At 53.0% G+C, this 20,809-nt stretch carries 22 protein-coding genes; 16 read left to right on the top strand and 6 right to left on the bottom strand.

Annotation, left to right across the window (positions count from 1 at the left end):
• Window positions 1-10: 10 nt before the first annotated feature.
• On the top strand, window positions 11-364 hold the full coding sequence (locus tag V9K92_RS14560; protein WP_115054203.1) for a DUF1304 family protein: 354 nt from the start codon (window positions 11-13) through the stop codon (window positions 362-364).
• On the opposite strand, the gene V9K92_RS14565 is transcribed toward V9K92_RS14560, so the two are convergent.
• From V9K92_RS14565 to V9K92_RS14590, 6 genes are all read right to left on the bottom strand, one after another.
• Window positions 361-1,392, bottom strand: a complete 1,032-nt coding sequence (locus V9K92_RS14565) for a peptidoglycan -binding protein (protein WP_115054204.1) — start codon at window positions 1,390-1,392, stop codon at window positions 361-363. The two genes, V9K92_RS14560 and V9K92_RS14565, sit on opposite strands and share 4 nt — an antisense overlap.
• A gap of 2 nt (window positions 1,393-1,394) precedes the next feature.
• The gene (locus tag V9K92_RS14570; RefSeq protein WP_115054273.1) at window positions 1,395-2,417 is read right to left on the bottom strand and encodes a MotA/TolQ/ExbB proton channel family protein; all 1,023 of its coding nucleotides are present in this window, start codon (window positions 2,415-2,417) and stop codon (window positions 1,395-1,397) included.
• 155 nt (window positions 2,418-2,572) lie between these two features.
• A complete protein-coding gene (locus tag V9K92_RS14575; protein WP_337354285.1) occupies window positions 2,573-3,364 on the bottom strand; it encodes an inositol monophosphatase family protein in 792 nt (263 codons plus the stop codon).
• Between the two features lie 72 nt (window positions 3,365-3,436).
• Window positions 3,437-4,000, bottom strand: a complete 564-nt coding sequence (gene efp, locus V9K92_RS14580) for an elongation factor P (RefSeq protein ID WP_115054206.1) — start codon at window positions 3,998-4,000, stop codon at window positions 3,437-3,439.
• A 115-nt stretch (window positions 4,001-4,115) separates the two neighbouring features.
• Window positions 4,116-5,180 carry a tetratricopeptide repeat protein gene (locus V9K92_RS14585; RefSeq protein WP_435530126.1) on the bottom strand — a complete coding sequence of 355 codons (1,065 nt, stop codon included), beginning with the start codon at window positions 5,178-5,180 and terminating at the stop codon, window positions 4,116-4,118.
• Window positions 5,181-5,205: 25 nt separating this feature from the next.
• Window positions 5,206-5,868 carry a thiamine phosphate synthase gene (locus V9K92_RS14590; RefSeq protein ID WP_337354287.1) on the bottom strand — a complete coding sequence of 221 codons (663 nt, stop codon included), beginning with the start codon at window positions 5,866-5,868 and terminating at the stop codon, window positions 5,206-5,208.
• A 201-nt stretch (window positions 5,869-6,069) separates the two neighbouring features.
• Between V9K92_RS14590 and V9K92_RS14595 the strand changes: the two genes are divergently transcribed.
• The 15 genes from V9K92_RS14595 (at window position 6,070) to tilS (ending at window position 20,739) form a co-directional block, all read left to right on the top strand.
• Window positions 6,070-6,843 carry a TSUP family transporter gene (locus tag V9K92_RS14595; protein ID WP_115054208.1) on the top strand — a complete coding sequence of 258 codons (774 nt, stop codon included), beginning with the start codon at window positions 6,070-6,072 and terminating at the stop codon, window positions 6,841-6,843.
• A gap of 125 nt (window positions 6,844-6,968) precedes the next feature.
• Window positions 6,969-8,159 carry an OpgC family protein gene (locus V9K92_RS14600; RefSeq protein WP_443094472.1) on the top strand — a complete coding sequence of 397 codons (1,191 nt, stop codon included), beginning with the start codon at window positions 6,969-6,971 and terminating at the stop codon, window positions 8,157-8,159.
• Between the two features lie 168 nt (window positions 8,160-8,327).
• Window positions 8,328-9,977 carry an acyl-CoA synthetase gene (locus V9K92_RS14605; protein ID WP_337354289.1) on the top strand — a complete coding sequence of 550 codons (1,650 nt, stop codon included), beginning with the start codon at window positions 8,328-8,330 and terminating at the stop codon, window positions 9,975-9,977.
• Window positions 9,978-10,371: 394 nt separating this feature from the next.
• Complete coding sequence (gene rcdA, locus V9K92_RS14610) at window positions 10,372-10,905, top strand: protease adaptor protein RcdA (protein WP_443094469.1); 534 nt, start codon at window positions 10,372-10,374, stop codon at window positions 10,903-10,905.
• Between the two features lie 74 nt (window positions 10,906-10,979).
• Window positions 10,980-11,507, top strand: coding sequence for a crossover junction endodeoxyribonuclease RuvC (ruvC, locus tag V9K92_RS14615; protein ID WP_115054211.1), 528 nt, complete (start codon window positions 10,980-10,982; stop codon window positions 11,505-11,507).
• On the top strand, window positions 11,504-12,121 hold the full coding sequence (ruvA, locus tag V9K92_RS14620; protein WP_115054212.1) for a Holliday junction branch migration protein RuvA: 618 nt from the start codon (window positions 11,504-11,506) through the stop codon (window positions 12,119-12,121). The genes ruvC and ruvA overlap by 4 nt, the downstream gene beginning before the upstream one ends.
• Window positions 12,122-12,160: 39 nt before the next feature.
• Window positions 12,161-13,201, top strand: a complete 1,041-nt coding sequence (gene ruvB, locus V9K92_RS14625; RefSeq protein ID WP_337354290.1) for a Holliday junction branch migration DNA helicase RuvB — start codon at window positions 12,161-12,163, stop codon at window positions 13,199-13,201.
• Window positions 13,201-13,638 (top strand): tol-pal system-associated acyl-CoA thioesterase, encoded by a 438-nt coding sequence (ybgC, locus tag V9K92_RS14630; protein ID WP_115054214.1) that lies wholly within the window; start codon window positions 13,201-13,203, stop codon window positions 13,636-13,638. Before ruvB ends, ybgC begins: the two co-directional genes overlap by 1 nt.
• A gap of 238 nt (window positions 13,639-13,876) precedes the next feature.
• Window positions 13,877-14,584, top strand: coding sequence for a protein TolQ (gene tolQ / locus V9K92_RS14635; protein WP_008128090.1), 708 nt, complete (start codon window positions 13,877-13,879; stop codon window positions 14,582-14,584).
• Window positions 14,585-14,623: 39 nt separating this feature from the next.
• Complete coding sequence (tolR, locus tag V9K92_RS14640; protein ID WP_115054215.1) at window positions 14,624-15,073, top strand: protein TolR; 450 nt, start codon at window positions 14,624-14,626, stop codon at window positions 15,071-15,073.
• Window positions 15,074-15,079: 6 nt separating this feature from the next.
• Complete coding sequence (locus V9K92_RS14645; protein WP_115054216.1) at window positions 15,080-16,186, top strand: hypothetical protein; 1,107 nt, start codon at window positions 15,080-15,082, stop codon at window positions 16,184-16,186.
• Window positions 16,187-16,224: 38 nt separating this feature from the next.
• Window positions 16,225-17,541 (top strand): Tol-Pal system beta propeller repeat protein TolB, encoded by a 1,317-nt coding sequence (tolB, locus tag V9K92_RS14650; RefSeq protein WP_115054217.1) that lies wholly within the window; start codon window positions 16,225-16,227, stop codon window positions 17,539-17,541.
• 231 nt (window positions 17,542-17,772) lie between these two features.
• Window positions 17,773-18,273, top strand: coding sequence for a peptidoglycan-associated lipoprotein Pal (gene pal, locus V9K92_RS14655; RefSeq protein ID WP_115054218.1), 501 nt, complete (start codon window positions 17,773-17,775; stop codon window positions 18,271-18,273).
• A gap of 158 nt (window positions 18,274-18,431) precedes the next feature.
• Window positions 18,432-19,391 (top strand): tol-pal system protein YbgF, encoded by a 960-nt coding sequence (ybgF, locus tag V9K92_RS14660; protein WP_337354291.1) that lies wholly within the window; start codon window positions 18,432-18,434, stop codon window positions 19,389-19,391.
• On the top strand, window positions 19,366-20,739 hold the full coding sequence (gene tilS, locus V9K92_RS14665; RefSeq protein WP_337354292.1) for a tRNA lysidine(34) synthetase TilS: 1,374 nt from the start codon (window positions 19,366-19,368) through the stop codon (window positions 20,737-20,739). The genes ybgF and tilS overlap by 26 nt, the downstream gene beginning before the upstream one ends.
• The last annotated feature ends 70 nt before the right edge of the window (window positions 20,740-20,809 follow it).

Below are 20,809 nucleotides of genomic sequence, written 5' to 3' on the forward strand. Positions count from 1 at the left end.
GGGATGAGTGATGATTGCCAATATTCTGATCGCGCTGGTGGCGCTGCTTCATATCTATTTCATGTATTTGGAAATGGTTGCTTGGGACAAGCCGCTGGGTTTAAAAACATTTCGCCTTAAACAGGAGTTTGCTACCGCCTCCAAAGCGTTGGCGATGAATCAGGGGCTTTACAACGGCTTTCTGGTTGCTGGACTTGTTTGGGGGCTGTGGCTCGGCGAAGATGGTTTTGCAATCAAGATATTCTTTCTTGGCTGCGTGGTCGTTGCGGGTCTTTTCGGCGCGGCAACAGTCGGCCGAAAAATACTCTATGTACAGGCTCTCCCAGCCGTTCTGGCGTTGTTGGCTACCCTGTTCGGGATTTAACGCTCAGTCAGTTTCAGTTCGATACGGCGGTTCTTTGCGCGTACTTCAGGTGTCTCTCCCGGCTCAAGCGGTTGGAATTCGCCAAAACCGGCTGCTACAAGCCTGTTTGCAGGTACGCCATTCGCGATCAGAAATTTTACCACTGAAATTGCGCGTGCCGAAGAAAGCTCCCAATTGTCCTTGAACTGGCCTGTGCCGGACAATGCAATATCGTCCGTGTGACCATCCACACGCAGGACCCAATTGATATCGTCGGGAATTTCCTTTTGCAGATCGATCAGCGCCAACGCCAGTTTCTTCATTTCTTCCGAACCGGCGGGGTTCAAGATAGCAGCGCCCGAGGGGAACAGCACTTCGGATTGGAAAACAAAACGATCGCCAACAATGCGAATATTCTCACGATCCGACAAGATTTCGCGTAACCGTCCAAAGAAGTCAGAACGATAGCGATTCAACTCCTGTACACGCTGTGCCAAGGCAACATTGAGCCGTTTGCCGAGATCAGCGATCTTCGCATTAGACTCTTTATCACGCGATTCAGAGGCGTTCAGTGCTTCTTCGAGCGCACCGATTTGTCTGCGAAGGGCCGAAATTTGCTGATTGAGCAATTCCACCTGGGACAGTGCGCGGGCGCTGATCTGTTTTTCATTCTCCAGCCCGGTCGACAGTTCGTTGATCTTGCCTTCTGCCGCGGCACCGGCACCAGCACCTTGCGACAATAATGATTGCAGACGCGATTGCTCGCTTTGCGCATTGGTCAAGGATGCCTGCAGATTTGCGATCGTGTCTTCCAGATCCTGCTTATTGCCTTGCTCAAGCGAAAGCAGCTGCGTCAATTCATTGATCTGAGAATTGAGCCGGTTGAGTACCGCGTCCTTGCCCGTAATTTCCTGACTCAAGAGAAATTGAGCCAGAACAAAGACCGACAGCAGAAACATGATGGAGAGCAGAAGCGTCGACAAAGCGTCAACGAAGCCCGGCCAATAATCCACATGACGGATGGGGCGGCGTTTGCGACCAAGACCCATCGTCAGCTTGCCTTGTTGCGTTCGATAGAATCGCCGAGCTTATCGAGCGTCTTGCGGATGGCTTTTTGCTCGTCGGCTTGTTTCTCAACCCAATCGCGCATGATTTGTTGTTCTGCCCGCATGTTTTTGACGAGGCCCTGAATACCTTCGGCAAGGCTGGCCAAGGCAGCCGTCGTTCGCTGACTTGAACCGCCGGTTTCCTGGATGTTTTGCAAGCGCTCGGAAAGGGCGCGCAATTCGTCGGATGTCCCGCTGTTCACCGCATCAATTGCGTGCAGGTCGGAACCGAGATCAGTGACGCTGGAAAGCCAGTTCTCCAGCTCGGTATAGAAACGGTTCTGGGCGCGCCCGGCCTGCAAGTCGAGAAAACCAAGGATCAATGAGCCGGAAAGACCGAAGAGGGATGAGGAAAATGCTGTGCCCATGCCGCGTAGCGGCGACTCAAGACCAGCCTTCAAGGAATCCAGAACACTATTGGCGTCGCCCGCGCGCGGGTCGAGAGACTGAATGGTTGTTCCAATAGAACCGATCGTTTCCAGCAAACCCCAGAATGTACCGAGCAGACCGAGAAAAACCAGAAGCCCAATGAGATAGCGCGAAATATCCCGCGTTTCGTCCAACCGGGCTGCAATGGAGTCAAGCATTGAACTCATGGCGCTTGTTGAAAGAGCCATGGATTGACGCCGGCCGATCAGCGCGCGCATTGGCGCAAGCATGACAGGTCGTGCATCCGGATCAACATTGCCGCGCCGGAATGAATTGACCCACCGCACCTCGGGAAACAGACGGATGACCTGACCGAAGCCTAGAAGGATGCCGACAACGAGCACGCCGATGATGAGACCATTCAAGCCGGGATTGGTGGTGAAAAACCCGGATATTTGGCGAAAGAGGATGGCGCCCAGAAATGCAACGATGACCAGGAAAATCGCCATCGACAAAAGAACGAACCTTGGGCTTGAAAGCCGGTAGGGATCGTAATCATCGTGGTCCAGCCCTTGGCGGGTCGAACTGAAATCAGCCATCATATCGTCTCCGCGGTTCGGTTGGCTGCGCGCTTCAAGCGCGTGCCAAATCGATTTCTGCGAACCCTAACCGAAAATGCGCTGCAATTGAAAGACGCAATAGGGCAACGATGGAACAATAAATTCCATTCGAGTGACGCAGGCGGTGGTTCGGATCAGATGGGCTTCTTGAGGGCTTTTACCAGTGCCTTCTGGACTGCTTCATTGCCAGCCACGATCGCTTTGCTCTCAACCACATCCTGACCGCCATTAAGGTCGGTCACATAGCCGCCAGCTTCCCGGATCATGATGATGCCTGCGCCGATATCCCAAGGGTTCAAGCCGTCCTCCCAGAAGCCGTCAAAACGTCCGGCGGCTACATAGGCGAGGTCAAGTGCAGCAGCGCCCATCCGGCGAACGCCCGAAACTTCACCCATGATGTTGCGCAATTGGAGCAGGTAGTTGCCGTGGTCACCACGGCCAAGATGAGGAACACCTGTGCCGATGATGGAGTCCACAAGTTTTGTGCGTCCCGAAACGCGCAGCCGGCGATCATTGAGGAATGCTCCACCGCCACGTTCTGCGGTATAAAGCTCATCCATGGCTGGATTGAAGATTACGCCGGCAACGATCTGGCCCTGACGTTCAAGCGCGATTGAAACGGCGAACATCGGGATGCCATGCAGGAAATTTGTCGTACCGTCCAATGGATCAACCAACCAGCGATGCTGTCCGTCAGTGCCTTCGACCGCGCCGGTTTCTTCCATCAGGAAACTATAATCGGGGCGGGCACGCTTCAGCTCGGTATAGATGATTTCTTCGGCTTTCCTATCGGCCTGACTAACATAATCGCCGGGGCCTTTAAGAGATACCTGCAAATTCTGAACTTCGCCAAAATCACGAGCGAGCGACCGGCCTGCCTTCATCGCAGCCTGAACCATCACATTGAGTATCGCTGAACGCGCCATTCGACTTATTTCTCCGTAGTATAGAATGAGTGCGGCAACACGCTTTCAATGTGCTGCCGCTTGTGTCCGGTCTTAGTCAGCCCGACGAACATATGTCAGTTCATTGGTGTCGACGATGATACGTTCACCGGACGAAATGAATGGCGGCACAAGAACGCGAATTCCGTTTTCGAGGACAGCAGGCTTATAAGAGGACGCAGCGGTCTGGCCCTTGACGACAGGATCAGCTTCCGTGATTTCAAGCGTGACATAATCTGGCAGGGAAATACCAATCGGGCGCTCATCATAAAGCTCGACGGTAACCATCATGCCATCCTGAAGGAAAGCGGCGCGGTCGCCAACGAAATCTTTCTGCAGTTCCAGTTGTTCGTAGCTGGCTGTGTCCATGAAGACCAGGGCATCGCCCTGTTCGTAAAGGAAGGAGAAGTCCTTCTGTTCAAGGCGAACTTTTTCAACTGTTTCAGCGGAACGGAAACGCTCGTTCAACTTTGTGCCATTGATCAGGTTCTTCAGCTCTACCTGATTATAGGCGCCGCCTTTGCCGGGTTTGACATGGTTTGTTCTGACCGCGACCCAAAGTCCGCCATCATGTTCAATCACATTGCCAGGACGGATTTCATTACCGTTGATTTTCATTTGTCTATCCGGATTGAAGTTGAGAGTTGGCGCCAACATGAAAAGCGGCGTCCAATAATGGCGCTCCAAGACCACAAATTCGCGCAATAGGCAAGCGAAAGCGCAAAAACAGCTACTAACGGAGCTTATTTGCCTCGGTAATTGCTGCTTTCATCTGATCGTCATCCAGCCCATCCATGAAAGAATTCAGATCAGGATCGTTCAGTCCGGCACGTCGTGCCACGATGTACCATGCTGCTGCCTTGATGCTGTCGCCTTCCACGCCCAAGCCATCACGATATAGTTTTGCAAGCCGTGCCTGTGCGGCAACATTGCCTCCCACCGCAGCACGAAGCATCCAGCCGAAACCGGACTTATAGTCGCGTTTGCCGCCGCGCCCTTCCACAAGCCATGTTCCAAGGTCCATCTGGGCGGTATCATAACCCTTAATGGCAGCCTTTATCAGATATTGGCGCGCTTTAGGCTCATCGCGTTGAATCTTGACTGTACCATTGGCTAAAATCTGGCTGACGGCATACTCGCCATCAGCGAGGCCCTTTTCTGCGGCCTGCAGGAACCACGGATAAGCATTGTCCAGCCCGGTTTCGCCCGGATGCTCCTGCATGAGAATCTGTCCAAGATTGAACTGCGCTGCGGCATTGCCCGCATTGGCTGCCGCTTTCATTAGTTCCTTGGCTTTGACGGGATCTTTAGTTGCATATTTGCCTTCAAGCAGAATGCCTGCGTAGCGAAATTGTGCTTCCGGTTGGCCCTGCTCGGCCGCCTTGGCATACCATTTTGCCGATTCAGCAAGACTGGCGGGAACACCCAAGCCTCTGGCGAGAATATCTGCAACGAGTACCTGCGCTGTCGCATCGCCAGCTTCGGCACGCGGCATCGCCAGATTATAGGCGGTCTTGTAAAGCCCGCGTTGATAAGCGCCAAAAGCTTCGTCCTCGGCGCCTTTACCAAAACGGGTGGGATTAATTGGTTCGGTAACGGGAGCGCCCAAAGGTTTGGGCTTATCTTGCTTGGGAGTTGTGTCGGGTGATTCAAGCTGTGCGGGTGCAGGATCGGTTGGATTTTGAGTGGGGCTAGTGATGGATGGCGATGGGTCAGGCGTTTGCTGCGCAAAACCAGAGCCTGCCAGCACTGCCATCAAAGCTGCCGAAAAAAAACTTAAGAGAGCAACGCGCTTCAATTCCATCAGTCCTGCTTCGCCTTCATCAGTTTCCGTCTTCAAATACGGGTGCGTGCTCGTCAAGCAGGCGATTGGCCTCTTTAATCGCTGCGGCAGGGTCCGCACCGTCGAATATCGCGGCACCCAAAGCAATAAATTCGGCGCGCGTGGCAACTGCATCCGGGATGCTTTCCAGCGTGTTCCCCGCCTGGATGATGCAGGGGATTTCGACCATCGACGCCCACCAATCAGCCAGATCAATATTTCGCGGATGCGCTTCCGGTTTATTGTCGGCACCAATTTTGCCGAAAAGCACATAATCTGGAGCTGCCTCGCCAATTTCAAGCGCGGTGTGCCGGTTTTTGATGTTGCCTGTCCCAACGATCATCTTGGGCGAAAGCCGCGTAATAGTGTCGGCAAGCTCGGCAACGGGGCCTTCAAAATGCAACCCATCAGCTTTGACCCGGCCCGCAATCTGGGTGTTGCCAACAATAATGGCAGCCGCTCCCGATTCCTGAATCAGCGGAACCGCAGCCTCGGCCAAATTCTGGAATGTGGTTTCGTCCATTTCATAGGGAGGCAACAGCACCGAAGCCACGTCACCGCCACTCAGCGCCGCGCCGAGTTTTGCTACAAGCTCGTTGACACTGGCGGCATTGGGCGCAACCAGAACAATACGGCAACGCTTTAGATTCGGTTCGCTGTTCATCTGTTACCCCGACTATCGTTCTTCTTTAACTGTTAAATCATGATCGAATTCGGGCATAAAGGATGGTGTGTGCTTTGAACAGACCCTGCGCGGTTTCTGAAAACGGCAAGTTGATTTTTTTCGGTGATTTTCCGGAGAAAGCATTTCTCAATATCTGCGATCAGGATTAAGACAAATCTCCTCTCTACGGGTCTTCCTGCCATGTCCGATCTTTTATTAAACCCTTGGTTCTATGCCGCTGCCGTGCCTGCGACTATTCTCATAGGATTGTCAAAAGGCGGTCTTGGTGGCGCTATGGGGCAAGTGGGCGTGCCGCTCATGGCTTTAGTCATGCCGCCGGTTCAGGCCGCAGCAATCATGTTGCCCATACTGATCGTCATGGATGTTGCCAGCCTCTGGTCATGGCGCGGCCACAGCGATGCTAAAACGCTCAAGCTGATGCTGCCAGGCGGCTTGCTTGGCATTGGAATCGGCTGGCTGACGGCTTCTGTCGTAACTGACGACATGGTTAAACTTATCGTCGGCCTGGTCGCGATCATCTTTTTTGCGCGATATGTTTTTGCCAGCGCTGAACGGCGAGCCAAGGCGCAGCCTCACAATACGATAGCAGCGACTTTCTGGTCAGCCATAGCCGGGTTCACAAGTTTTGTCGCTCATGCCGGGGGGCCGCCCTATCAGGTTTACGCTCTCCCTCTGCGTCAAGATCCCAAGGTTTATAATGGTACCAGCGTGATTTTCTTCGCTGTCGTGAATGCGGTGAAAGTCATACCATATTTCGCGCTTGGGCAATTTGATGCGACGAATCTTGAAGCATCGGCGGTTCTCATGCCGCTCGCGCCACTGGCGACTTTTGCGGGAGCATGGATCGTCAAACGCATGCGGCCGGAGGTGTTTTACCCCTTCATGTATGGGATGATTTTGCTGATGGGGCTCAAGTTAACATACGACGGAATTGCCTCGTTGTTATATTCGTGAACCAAAGTTGATCGGCGCTGCCGCAACTTTTGCCTTACCTAGGCATTATCAAATCGCAACTGCCCAAATGAGTCGTTCCCAACGAGGCCGGGAACGCAATGCTTGCATAGTATTGATAGGAAATGGTGAATTTCATGACACAGTCCATGACAAAACAGCGGGATACCCGCATTGACGTCTTTCGGGCTTTGGCGCTGCTGACCATTTTCGTCAATCACATTCCGGGCACTATTTTCGAGCATTTGACGCATAAGAATCTGGGATTCTCCGATTCCGCAGAGGCATTCGTTCTGATTTCAGGTATCGCCGTTGGTTTAGCTTACGGCTCCAAATTCGAGCCAGGCAATCGTATGCTTATGACGTTGAAGGCTTGGCGGCGCGCGGCCACGCTCTACAGCACACATATTCTGACGACGATAGCGACGCTCACCGTTTTCTGTGCCGCAGGTCTTTATTTGAAACGTCCTGAATTCATGTCCTTTATCAATATCGGACCGCTGATGGATCAGCCTGCAAAGGCGCTGATCGGGCTGGCAACGATGGGCCATCAGCTAGGCTATAATAATATTCTTTCCATGTATGGCGTGCTGCTTTTGATGCTGCCATTGTTCTTGGCAATTGGCAGCATCAGTCTGAGCGCCATGATTGGTGTTTCGGGCGTGTTGTGGCTGGTTTCAGGTATCTATCAGATCGCACCACCAAACTATCCGACGGATGGTGTGTGGTTCCTCAATCCGCTGTCGTGGCAATTCCTGTTCGTCATCGGTATTGCGGGTGTCATGCATGTTCGTCGTGGCGGCGCCATTGCCTTCAACAAATATCTGTTTGGTCTGTCGATCGCTTATATTCTGATCGCGCTGGTTTGGGTGCGCTGGCCGCTTTGGGGCGTGGATACGTCGCTTGGACTGCCCATGGTTCTGACAGGCTTTGACAAGACATTCTTGTCTTTGACCCGCTTGGCTCATGTTCTGGCGCTTGCTTATGTGATCGTCTCGGTGCCTGCGCTTTCCAATCTTGCACGCACCTCGCAGGATCATCCACTAGCGATCCTGGGTAAACATTCACTGCCAGTGTTTGTGGCAGGGACGATCCTTGCCATGGTTGCCCAGGTCGTCAAGGTCATGAACCCAGGTGGGCTGCTGGATGACACATTGCTGGTCGCCAGTGGTATCATGGCCCAATTTGCCCTTGCCTATTATCTGGAATGGTTGCCCCGCATTGGTTGGGGCGGGCGTCCGGTTCAAAAACCGAGTCCGGCAAAACCTGTGCTGGTCGGAAAAACCATGGCCGTGACCACTTTGAAGGTCGTGACGTAAGCAGCCAAGCCCAATCAGATCGCGCTCGTAATTTTGTTGTGAGCGTGGCCACTAGAGCCTTTCCTGTTTAACTAGAAACAGAACTGCTTCCATTTAAGCAGGAAAGGCTCTAGCCCCCGCCGACAAAGCTAAGTTAAGATGGCTTCATCGTTGTGGGAGGCGACCTGTATGGGCAATATTTTCGAGCAGGATCTGGATCGCAACCCGGCAAACCATCAGCCGTTGACGCCGCTTTCCTATCTGGAGCGTGCGGCGCGTGTTTATCCTGGCAGAACTGCCATAATCCATGGCTCGCAAAAGACTGATTACGGCACTTTTTATCGACGGACGCGCCAACTTGCTTCCGCCTTAGCCCACAAGGGCATCGGTAAAGGTGACACCATTACGGTGATGCTCTCCAACACGCCGCCTATGCTTGAAGCACATTTTGGCGTGCCCATGACAAAAGCCGTATTGCACTCACTGAACACGCGGCTGGATCCGGCGATTATTGCTTTTCAACTCGACCATGCGGAAACGAAGATCGCGATTGTCGATACCGAGTTTTCAAAGGTATTCAACGAAGCGCTCAAGCTGGCGAAGGTTAAGCCCATTGTCATTGATTTCGTGGATACGGAATATGCCGAGGATGCGCCTCATGCACAGGGACCCAGGATTGGCGAACTGGACTATGAGGCTTTCGTTCAAAGCGGCGATCCGGACTATCTCTGGTCGATGCCTGATGATGAGTGGGATGCAATAACGCTCAATTATACATCCGGCACCACGGGCAATCCCAAGGGTGTGGTATATCATCATCGCGGCGCAGCCTTGATGGGTTATGGCAATATTGTTGCCTCAGGGCTCGGGCGTTATCCCGTTTATCTCTGGACGTTGCCAATGTTTCATTGCAACGGCTGGTGCTTCCCCTGGACGTTGGCGTTGCAGTTCGGGACCCATGTCTGTCTTCGCTGGGTCAGGGCAAAGCCGATTTACGATGCGATTGCCGATCATGGCGTCACGCATCTTTGTGGCGCACCCATTGTCATGTCGACCTTAATCAATGCCGCCGAGAGCGATAAAAGGACATTCCCCCAGACGGTTTCGTTTAACACCGCGGCAGCTTCGCCGCCTGAATCCATACTGGCCGGTATGGCAGAGGCAGGGTTTGAAGTGACGCATCTTTATGGGCTTACGGAGACCTATGGCCCTGCGGTGGTGAATGAATGGCAGGATGAATGGAACCTGCTTTCTCCATCGTCACAGGCTGTCAAGAAATCACGGCAAGGGGTCCGTTATACAGCGCTGGAGAACCTTGCAGTGCTCGATCCGGAAACCATGGAGCCAGTGCCGGCAGATGGCGAAACTATTGGCGAGGTCATGTTTCGCGGCAATATCGTTATGAAAGGTTATTTGAAAAATCGCCAAGCAAGCGATGAAGCCTTTGCGGGCGGATGGTTTCATTCCGGCGATTTGGGCGTGACCTATCCGGATGGGTATATTCAACTTAAGGATCGTTCCAAGGACATCATTATCTCGGGCGGAGAGAATATTTCCTCCATAGAAGTAGAAGACGCGCTCTATAAATTTCCGGGTGTGGGTGCCTGTGCCGTAGTGGCCCGACTTGATGAAAAGTGGGGCGAAACCCCCTTGGCTTTTGTCGAAATGAAACAGGGATATACAGCGACTGCCGAGCAGTTGATGGCTCATTGTAAAGGGTTGCTGGCGGGCTATAAATGTCCCAGGCATGTGGTGTTTGAGGAAATACCCAAAACATCAACCGGCAAAATCCAAAAGTTTGAATTGCGCAAAAGGGCACGTGAAATAGGTGATCTGTAACCAGCAGCAACGAATGCAGCTTTTTAGGCAAATTTTCTCGACTTGTTCAGGTTAACCACTCGTTAAGCATTACAATCTATAAATAAGTCATCCAGTTTTCTGGATTCTTACCAAGTGGTTTGGCCACTTTGTTTGACGCCTCCCTGTTAGACTCCTGAGAGCCGCCTCGTTTTTGCGGCTCTTTTTTTATGTTTATATCCTCTGTCCATTCGCTGATCGCCCTGCCGTTAACCCTTTATTAAGGATAAACTTGCGTCACTGTGCACATACGGGCAGGTTGCGGGGATTACTGCCCGCCGACCGTTGTGCTGTTCCGGCTCCTCCTTCAGTAAGGGGCTACTGCTTTGACGAAAATAGCGGATTGCGGCAGCGCATATTTTAGATGACAGGGCACATGATGGGTGAACAGGAATTCAAGGCAGACAACACGATCCGGCTTGCAGATCGTATGGTTCGCTCCGAAAGTTTCAATCACATCTACGATGAAGGAATGAACCTTGTTGAGGAGGCGGCGGCCTATCTTGACGGCGAGGGTCGCGAGGCCGCGCGTCGGCTTTCACGGACCGCAGCCACGCTTTACGCTGCCGAATCGATGCGCTTGACGACACGCTTGATGCAGGTCGCTTCGTGGCTTTTGCTGCAAAGGGCGTCGCGCAGTGGCGAGATGACGCTTGAACAAGTCATGTCAGAAAAAGCCAAGGTTCGGCTTGATACGGATTCGGCACCTGAAACAGTGGAGGGCTGGGATGAGATTCCGCTTTCCTACTGCGAGATTGTTCATCGTTCATTGAGACTGCAAGCGCGTGTTCGCCAGATGGATGATGAAATCTACAATGACGGAGCGGGCATTGAGCATGATCGCTTCATGTCGACGAATCCCGTGTCGGATCAAATCAGCCTTTTGGCAACTGCTTTCGGGCATCGATAATTTTTCCAACGTTTGTTTCGCTTTTGTTCACCTTTGTGCTGTCATGTTAAATGACACGCAGATAAGGTTTGGCAATGAAAGAAGCGATTCGCATCATCGGTATTGATCCCGGCCTCCGCCGCACAGGCTGGGGCATCATTGAAACGCTGGGTAATTCGCTGCGTTTCGTTGCTTCCGGGACGATTTTGTCCGATGCGAAACTTGATCTCGCCTCCCGGCTTTGCCAGTTGCATGATGGGCTTGCCGGTGTCATCCACGATCAGAAACCGCACGAGTCGGCTGTCGAGCACACTTTCGTCAACAAGGACGCGACTGCTACGCTGAAACTGGGGCAGGCACGAGGGATTGCTCTTCTCGTTCCCGCGCTTGCAGGACTGAAGGTTGCGGAATACGCTCCCAACGCTGTCAAGAAAGCCGTCATCGGTGTCGGCCATGGCGAGAAGAAGCAAATTCATATGATGGTCAAGGTTTTGATGCCGAAGGCAATGTTCGATACGGATGATGCGGCCGATGCTATAGCCGTCGCCATTTGCCATGCACATCACCGACAGAGCGCAATCGGCCGTCTTTTGATCGAACAAAAATTGGCGGCAATGGCATGATTGGTAAACTCAAGGGTACTGTAGACGAAATTGGCGAAGATCACGTGATCGTCGACGTGCACGGTGTTGGTTATGTTGTATTTTGCTCAATGCGCACTTTGTCCAATCTCCCGGCGGCTGGTGAAGCGGTTGTGCTCCTGATTGAAACCTATGTGCGTGAAGACCTTATCCGCTTGTTCGGCTTTGGAACCGCTCTCGAGCGCGAGTGGTTTCGGCTCTTGCAGAGCGTTCAGGGAATTGGTGCCAAGGTTGCTTTGAGTGTACTCGGCACTCTGACGCCATCTGATCTTGCCAACGCGATCGCGCTGCGTGACATTGCGATGGTTTCAAGAGCCCCCGGCGTCGGCAAGCGTGTTGCCGAGCGAATCGTGACGGAGCTGAAGAACAAAGCTCCCGCCTTTGCGGGTGAAGCAATGGGAACCATCGGGCTCAAACAGGAACTGGGTGAGGGCGTCGCCCCTGCGCCAGTTACAGATGCTGTTTCAGCGCTGACCAATCTTGGCTATTCACGCGACCAGGCTGCCAATGCCATTGCCGCCGCGTTAAAAAATGCCGGCGAGGATGCGGATTCGGCAAAATTGATACGGTTGGGGCTGAAAGAGCTGTCGCGGTGATGCATTGTCTGAACGTTCGGTCTATGCGAGGACAGGCGCATGAGTGATGCAAGCCGTCTGATAACACCGGAAAAGCGCGGGGAAGATCTTGATACTTCGCTGCGCCCGCAAACCCTTGCCGACTTTGTGGGTCAGGCAGCGGCGCGCGCCAATTTGAAAGTATTCATCGAAGCTGCCAAGTCGCGCGGTGAAGCGCTGGATCATGTGCTCTTTGTTGGCCCTCCCGGTCTCGGCAAAACAACATTGGCGCAGATCATGGCCAAAGAACTTGGCGTCAATTTCCGCTCGACCTCCGGACCAGTGATCGCCAAGGCAGGCGATCTTGCGGCGCTCCTGACCAATCTGGAAGAAAATGACGTTCTTTTCATTGATGAAATCCATCGGTTGAATCCTGCAGTCGAGGAAATCCTCTATCCTGCTATGGAAGATTATCAGCTCGATCTGATTATTGGCGAGGGACCAGCGGCCCGATCCGTGAAGATTGATCTTGCAAAATTTACACTTGTTGCCGCGACCACCCGGCTTGGCTTGCTGACAACGCCTTTGCGTGATCGTTTTGGGATTCCCGTCCGGTTGAATTTCTATACCGTTGAGGAGCTGGAGCACATTGTGCGTCGCGGTGCGCGTATCATGGGAATCGGCATGACGGATGATGGCGCACTGGAAGTTGCCCGGCGTTCACGCGGGACACCGCGCATTGCCGGACGCTTGCTTCGCCGGGTGAGGGACTTCGCCATTGTCGATGGTAAAGACAAGATCGACCGTGAAACTGCCGACTCGGCGCTATTAAGGCTGGAAGTCGACAGGCTTGGCCTTGACCAGCTGGACCGACGCTATCTGGCGATGATCGCCCATAATTTTGGTGGCGGGCCTGTGGGCATTGAAACAATAGCCGCTGGGCTTTCAGAGCCGCGTGACGCTATTGAAGATATCATTGAGCCCTACATGATCCAACAGGGCTTTCTCCAACGCACGCCGCGCGGACGGGTATTGACCGTGAATGCCTGGAAACATCTGGGATTGACCGCGCCTGCCGACATTGTTCAGCAGCAGATCGCGCTTTTTCAGGATGACAACTGATGAGCGGGTTGGCTGGCGCGCTGACAGATGAGGGGCACAGGCTTGAGGCCCGGGTCTATTATGCCGATACGGACTTCTCAGGTGTCGTCTATCACGCGCGTTATCTGGAGTTTCTGGAACGCGGTCGCACGGATTATCTGCGCTTGCTGGGGGTACACCATACGGAACTTGCCGAAGGAAAACTCGGTGAAAATCTCGTCTGGATCGTTCGCCGGATGGAAATCGATTTCAGATCGCCCGCCCGCATCGACGATGTATTAACGGTTGAAACTCACACTGCCGCCATATCGGGAGCACGGGTGGAAATGCATCAGGCTATAAAACGCAACGGTGATTTGCTCATCTCGGCTGTTGTCGAGGCAGCGATGGTCAATAATGCAGGTCGTCCGCGAAGATTTCCGGCAGAGTGGGTCAAGCTTTTCAATCCACGGACATAAGATATTGCCATTTATATTGATCAGTCCCATGAATCATAACTGATCCTTAACCATAACAAATCATGAATAAGGCTATGAAACGGGGCGTTTGGCGTTAACGCCTTCGTTTTACCAAAATTAACGTAAAGAAGCCGCGTTAAGGTTACTGGAAATAAATCCGGTTTTTAAACGTGGCTCATCTGGATTGAAACGATTGTGCCCCGGTCAACAAGCCGGGTTTTCGGATTCGAGGATAAATATGGAAGATCTAACAGCCGTTGCCGTTCATACAGATGTTTCCCTCTGGGGATTGTTCTGGCAGGCAGGTTTTATCGTCAAGCTCGTGATGGTGGGATTGCTGGGTGCATCAATCTGGACCTGGGGTATCATTCTCGACAAGAGTCTCGGCTTTGGGCGGGCCAAACGTGCATTTGACCGCTTCGAGCAGGTTTTCTGGTCCGGCCAATCGCTTGAGGAACTCTATCGCAATCTTGGCGATAAGCGCACAACGGGAATGGGCGCTATTTTCATCGCTGCGATGCGCGAATGGAAGAAGTCGTTCGAAAAGGGCGCCCGCTCACCCATTGCTTTGCAGATGCGTATCGACAAGGCGATGGACGTGGCACTTGCCCGCGAAAGCGATTATCTCGCTGCCCGGCTGACTTCGCTCGCTACCATCGGTTCCGCCGGTCCATTCATTGGTCTGTTCGGAACTGTTATCGGTATCATGACATCGTTCATGGGTATTGCGGGTTCAAAGTCGACAAGTTTGGCTGTCGTCGCACCGGGTATTGCTGAGGCGCTTTTGGCGACGGCAATTGGTCTCGTCGCCGCTATTCCTGCGGTTATTGCCTACAATAAGCTTTCAAGTGATGCCGGTAAATTGACCGCCCGCATGGAAGGCTTCGCCGATGAGTTTTCCGCCATACTATCGCGGCAAATCGATGAGAAACTGCCGCGTACATAAGCCTGCGCAACAGATACAGCAATTGCGAGAATTGATGCCATGGGCATGTCTATAGGAAATAATGGTTCTGGTGGTAGTCGCCGCCGTCGCGGTCGGCACAGCAAGGGCGTGATGAGCGAGATCAACGTGACACCGTTGGTCGACGTCATGCTCGTGCTGTTGATCATCTTCATGGTAACCGCACCGATGATGACCGTTGGTGTGCCGATCGATATGCCGGAAACATCGGCGCAGACGCTGAATAGCGAAGCGGATCCGATCTATGTAACGATCAACCAGCAAGGTCAGATCTATCTCCAGGAAACAGAAATTCCTCTTGAAGAAATCGTGCCCAAACTGCAGGCAATCGCCAAGACAGGCTATAAAGAACGCATTTTCGTCAAGGGCGACAAGGCTGCTGACTACGGTACGATCATGAAGGTTATGGCACAGATATCGGGTTCGGGTTTCAAGAACATCGGTCTCGTAAGTCTGCCGGAAGGTAACTAATCCATTATGCGGGGCAGCATCACATCTTCAGCAATAATCCACGCCGCTTTGCTCGGCTGGGGTCTGTTGTCGTTTTCTGCGCCAACCCCGATGGATATGGCTAACTCGGAATCTATGCCCATTGATATTGTGTCCGATGTGAGCCAGCTGCAAAAAGGCGATAAGAAAGCCGAGAAGAACGAGAAGCCGGCACCAAAGCCGACACAGAAGCCGCAAACGATTCCTGACGCACAAAATGTCGGTGACAGCGAGACGGATGTGGAAACCAAACCCGCAACCGAGACAAAAGCGAAGCCTGTAGAGGCGGCAGAAGCGCCCAAGCCTTCGGAAACGCCTGTCGCCAAACCGGACCCTCAGCCTGAACCAAAGCCGGAAGTAAAGCCTGAGCCGAAGCCAACACCTGTACCCGCTACAGAAGTCAAGCCAGAGCCGGAGCCCAAGCAGGAGGTCAAGCCTGATCCTGTTGCGGAAGCAATTAATGATGTGAAACCTGTACCGGCACCCGCTGAAACGCCAAAGGCTGAACCTGCTCCGCAAGCCGAAAAGCCTGCCGAAGAAGAGTTCAAGTTGCCGGAAAAGGTTGCGATGCCGCAAGCCAAGCCAACGCCGCCAGCGCAGACCGCCAAGACACCTGATCGTAAGGAAACGCCTGAGAAACCGAAAACGCAGACCGCTTCGACCCCATCAAAGGAAAAGGACGGTATCGCGGATCAAGTTGCGGATTTGCTCAACAAGCAAAAAGCATCAGCTGGCGGGGCAAAACGCTCAACCGACCAAGCTTCGCTGGGTGCAAGTAAAACGACGGGCGGCAGTTCTCTCAGCCAGAGCGAGATGGACGCATTGCGTGGTATCATTGAAGGCAATTGGAACAAGCCGGTTGGCGCGGAAGAATCGCCGGATATGAAGATTATTGTGCGGTTCCGCCTTACTCAGGACGGCCAGATTGACGGCAGCCCTGAAGTTAGCGGCACTGGAGCGGATGCCGGACTTTTGAATGCAGTCAAGAGCAGCGCATTGCGAGCTGTTATGCGATCTGCGCCGTTCAACCTGCCGCAAGACAAGTATGATACCTGGTCGACTGTCGAATTGACATTCTATCCGGGTGCAACCTGAAAATCACCATAGGCCAGCCAAAAGAGGGCCCTGAACTAATGCTGAAATTATCCCGTTTATTCCTCTCCGCAGTTGCGCTGGTCATGGCGACGTCCATGATTGCAACTTTGCCAGCCCGCGCTGAGCTTAAACTCGACATCACCAGAGGTGTTGTGGAGCCTATGCCCATCGCGATTACAGATTTTCTGTCCGGCGATCAGCTTGGCGCTCAAATCTCCGGCGTTATCGCTGCTGACCTTGAACGCTCAGGATTGTTTGCTCCGGTCGACAAGGGAGCCTTCATCGAGAAGATATCCAATCCAGATGCTGCACCCCGTTTTGAAGACTGGAAGGTTATCAATGCGCAAGCACTGGTCACCGGCCGCGTGACCAAGCAAGGTGATGGCAGGCTGAAGGCAGAGTTCCGGCTTTGGGATACATTTGCCGGCCAACAGCTTGAAGGTCAGCAGTTTTTTACCGCTCCTGACAGCTGGCGCCGTGTTGCTCATATTATCGCCGATGCGATTTATGAAAAGCTGACGGGTGAAAAAGGCTACTTTGATACGCGCATCGTGTTCGTTGATGAATCCGGCACCAAGGAAAAACGCATCAAGCGTCTTGGAATCATGGATCAGGATGGCGCGAATGTGCGCTACCTGACCAATGGCAAGGACCTCGTTCTGACACCGCGCTTCTCACCAAGCCGTCAGGAAATCACTTATATGTCCTATGAAGGTGGCAAGCCGCAGATTTACTTGTTGCAGCTTGAGACCGGCCAGCGCGAACTTGTCGGAAATTTCCCCGGCATGACGATTGCGCCGCGCTTCTCGCCAGATGGGCAAAAGGTTGTGATGAGTCTTCTGCAGGAAGACGGCAGTGCCAATGTTTATGCGATGGATCTGCGCAGCCGCACGACGACACGTCTGACGAGTACTTCTGCAATCGATACCGGCGCATCCTACTCGCCAGATGGAACGCAGGTCGTGTTCGAGTCTGATCGCGGCGGACGCCCGCAGATTTATAAGATGGGCGCCGATGGCTCCAATCCGCAGCGTATCTCATTTGGCGACGGTTCTTATTCAACTCCGGTCTGGTCTCCTCGCGGTGATCTTATTTCCTTCACCAAACAATCCGGCGGACAATTTTCCATCGGTGTGATGAAAACCGATGGTTCCGGCGAGCGTATTCTGACAAGCGGTTATCATGATGAAGGTCCTACATGGGCGCCAAACGGTCGCGTGCTGATGTTCTTCCGCATGCCTCCCGGCTCAAACAGTCCGCATCTCATGACCGTCGATCTGACAGGACGCAACTTGCGGCAAATCCAGACTCCAAATCTGGCTTCTGACCCGGCTTGGTCGCCATTGCTGGAATAAAGGCACCTGTTTTGATGAATTAAGGCGATTCCCGGCGTTGTTTTCCAACATCGCCGGGAATGTCGTTTTTCCGCCGCATTCCTTGCATTAAGGATGCGGCACAACCATTAAGTTTCGCCGTTAATCCTGATGTTAAGAGTGGATTAACCCTGTTTCTTGAATTGGTCTTAACCTCAATATGGTTACTGCTTGTTCACCGAAACAAATCCAATTCTCAAGGAGTTCAGGCTCATGCGCCGCTTCGAAATGATCGCTCGCAGTCCAGTTTTCGTCGCCCTCTTCCTGTCGCTCGCTATCGCGGGTTGCGCCAAGAAGCCAGTCAACAGTGCCGGCGACCTCGGCCTGGGTGCCGGCGCTGCAACGCCCGGTTCGACGCAGGACTTCACAGTTAACGTTGGCGACCGTATTTTCTTTGACGTTGACTCGTCAGTTATCCGTGCTGATGCTCAGCAGACCCTGTCAAAGCAGGCGCAATGGCTGCAGCGTTATCCTAACTATGCAATCACTGTTGAAGGTCACGCCGACGAGCGCGGCACTCGCGAATACAATCTGGCCCTTGGCCAGCGCCGTGCAGCCGCTACCCGCAACTTCCTGGCGGCGCGCGGAGTTCCAGCCCAGCGCATCAAGACACTGTCCTACGGTAATGAACGCCCTGTCGCGGTTTGCGATTCGGAATCCTGCTGGTCGCAGAACCGTCGTGCAATCACCGTTCTCGGTGGCGCTGGCAGCTAAGCCTACTGTTAAAAGTTGATAAAAAGCGGCTTTAGGGCCGCTTTTTGTATTTTATAACATGTTGAAACAAAATTTGGCCGAAGTCGCCTTGCTCATGATAGATAGGGCTGCTGCAAAAGGTTGCAGTGTTAAATTCCCATATCAGGGGCGGTAAAGGAATGAACAAACGATTGAAGAGTTTTGTAGTGGCGATGACGCTGGTGCCATTATTGGCAACCGGCGCGAGCCACGCGGCCAGTGGAGGCGGCGGGGTTTTTCCGCCAGCTCCCAAGGCGACGGTCGGCGCTATGGATGCGCCTGTTCTCATGGCACAAGCGGGTGATCCTCGTGTCAGCCAGTTGGAAGAGCAGATCAGGCAACTGACCGGTAAAATCGAAGAACTGAACTTCCAGCTTCTGCAAATGCAAGAGCAAATGCGGAAAGTTCAGGACGATAATGAGTTCCGCTTTCAGGAACTTGAAAAGGGCAAGCGTTCCGACGCTGGCGGCAAGGGCGACCGGACGGTCGCCGAAGCTCCCCGCGCTCCGCATAATACGGAGGCATCGACAGATGCCTCCACCGATTCCGCTGCTATTGACCCACAGATTGATCCTTCCAACAATTCGGTGTTTGGCGTACCGCCACAAACGCTCGGACAGATTCAATTTGATGCCAATGGCAACGTAATCGGTGGAACGCGCAACGAAAATCCTGAGCAGGCGGATAACACAACTGTCGCTGCTCTACCGCAGACCGATGACCCGAAAGCGCTGTACAGCCAGGCCTATCAACTTTTCCTGTCGGGCGATTATCGCAGCGCAGAGGTTGCATTCCGTAGCCATGTCGATCGCTTTCCCAATGATCCAGCTGATGCCGACGCCCGCTACTGGCTTGGAGAATCGCTTTTCGGGCAGGGCCGCTACCAACAGGCTGCATCGGTTTTTCTGGACAATCACAAGCAATTTCCGGATTCAAAGAAAAGTCCGGAGAATCTGCTCAAACTAGGCATGACGCTGGCAAAAATGAAAGATCATGATGTGGCTTGCGCGACATTTGCATCTGTTACTTCCAGGTATCCAAACATTTCGGCGGCGATCAAAGAGCGCGTGAAGAATGAGCGTGCTGCCAACAAGTGCTGAAAAAACGATCGATCTGAACGGCATCTTCTCGGCAATTGATTTTGAAGGCTCGCTATCGATCGTCGTTGCGGTTTCCGGCGGTAGTGACTCTTTGGCGTTGCTCCATCTGCTTCTCGAGTATCGTAAATCCCGGCCGTCCTTTCCCGAAATAGTAGCTGTAACAATTGATCATGGGCTTCGACCAGAATCCCGCGATGAAGCAAATTATGTCGGAGAACTTTGCCAAAAAGCAGGAATTTCCCATCGGATATTGTCATGGCACGGACAAAAACCAGACACGGGCCTTTCTGCCAAGGCGCGTGAGATACGTTACAAGCTTCTGTGTGATGCAGCGCGCGATGCCGGAGCAGGGATAATCCTCACGGGCCATACGCTTGATGATCAGGTTGAAACATTCCTGATGCGCTCTGATCGCAGCGTTGCTGATAGCAGCGAGCGTGGGCAGGCAGGCATGGCGCTTGCGACCTTGCTGGAGCGCGAAGTGTGGCTGGTGCGACCGCTGTTGAACATGCGCCGTGAAGAGCTTCGAGACTATCTGCGGATGCTTGGAGTGACGTGGAAAGACGACCCCTCGAACGATAGTCTTAAATATGAACGTGTCCGGGTTAGAAAAAGCATTCAGGAAAATGATCTCGACGAACTTCAATCAAAAATCAAGCACAAGGCATCAAAGCGGCTGAATCTCAACGCGGAGGTAACGACGGCATTGCCGAGCTGTATAACGGTATTGGGCGGCATCAAGGCGCAGATCAACCGGGAAAATTGGGATCAGCAGAAGCTGGAAGTGCAAGAATTGGCTGTTGGCGTGCTGCTTGCTATCATGGGAGGCCAATCTTTTTTGCCCTCTGCAACATCATGCAGAAAAGCACTGAAATTTATCGAAGAGGCTGACACGCATAGCAAGCTCTCGATCGGGCGTTGCATCATTGAAACGAGACCAGAAAATACTTTGCTCTATCGCGAAATGCGTTCAATTCCTACGCTGACCGTTGAGCCGGGAATGTCCGTGATCTGGGACGGACGCTATAGATTGACCAATGCCGGAAAGCGCTCTGTCATCATTGATGCTTGCGGCGTGCAGGGACTTGCTGAATTGAAAAGCCGGATGGACAATGTTCATGGTCCGTCAGCCCAGTCGAGCCCGGCTATTGTCATGAACGGCGTCAGGCACAGTCCTGTCTTCGATGATCACGGTAAATTGCCTGAAGGATTGATAATCGAGCGTTATGTTGGCTTGTTTGACAATATTCTCGTAGGATACGACCAATTATTGGCGCAATGCGTTGCTACAATGCTCAAAATACCGGCTTACAAGCGCTATCCTGTAAACCAGATTAACAAGAATTGAGCTGAAGTCGAATGCTAGCCTTGGCAAGGGCGCGCTTCGAACCTATGTTACATGCAAATTCCGCGTTTGC

Origin of the sequence: Phyllobacterium sp. CCNWLW109 (assembly GCF_037203905.1) — a bacterium.
Taxonomy (GTDB): Bacteria; Pseudomonadota; Alphaproteobacteria; order Rhizobiales; family Rhizobiaceae; genus Phyllobacterium; species Phyllobacterium ifriqiyense.